Source organism: Arcobacter sp. (assembly GCF_050300555.1).
In the GTDB taxonomy this organism is placed as follows: Bacteria; Campylobacterota; Campylobacteria; order Campylobacterales; family Arcobacteraceae; genus Arcobacter.
The window spans coordinates 1-518 of the sequence record NZ_JBNKXY010000436.1 but is presented as its reverse complement, the minus strand read 5'-3'; the positions used below and the strand labels follow the sequence as shown (position 1 = coordinate 518).

Annotated in this window: 1 protein-coding gene; it reads right to left on the bottom strand. The window is 43.4% G+C overall.

All coding sequences use genetic code 11. From position 1 onward, the window contains the following. Positions 1-196: 196 nt before the first annotated feature. Positions 197-518 (bottom strand): hypothetical protein (locus ACQY5W_RS13615; RefSeq protein ID WP_428025507.1); only part of this gene is annotated, 322 nt, incomplete at its 5' end.

Here is a 518-nt window from a genome sequence, read left to right as displayed (position 1 = left end):
CAATGGTTTGGTTATAACACTGATTTCTAACCTCCCTAAACCACCGCAAGTAATAAAAAATGGTTTCAGTGTACTTTTGTCTCAAGGACGTGAGTTTGGATAACCTTAGTTCTCCCTCCCTGTTGTAGAAGTAATCATGGAATTCCTGCTCCAAACTAACCTAAGAATCTATCGAGTTTGGAGGCAAGGAGGTAAACTAATTAAAGGCTGCCCTGGCGAGAGATAACGGGAACATCCTAATCTTGTGCACGTCGGTGATGCCCACATTGTTAACTTGTGGAAGAAACTGCCCTATGTTCTTATGCGTGGTTTTAGCGTCATCACCTATGAACTTGGCTAAATCTGGTACCTGGAAACCCCATGGATAAGGAATCATATCAAAGTACTCTGGATATGGCTTTTGATAGGACCTAGCCTGACCCTTTGGTGTAAACCCAAACTCCCTCAAAGTCCTAGCGATTTGATCCCTAACCCCATCGTTTACTTGACCCTCTACCCTCGGGTTAGGAGTAATGTAA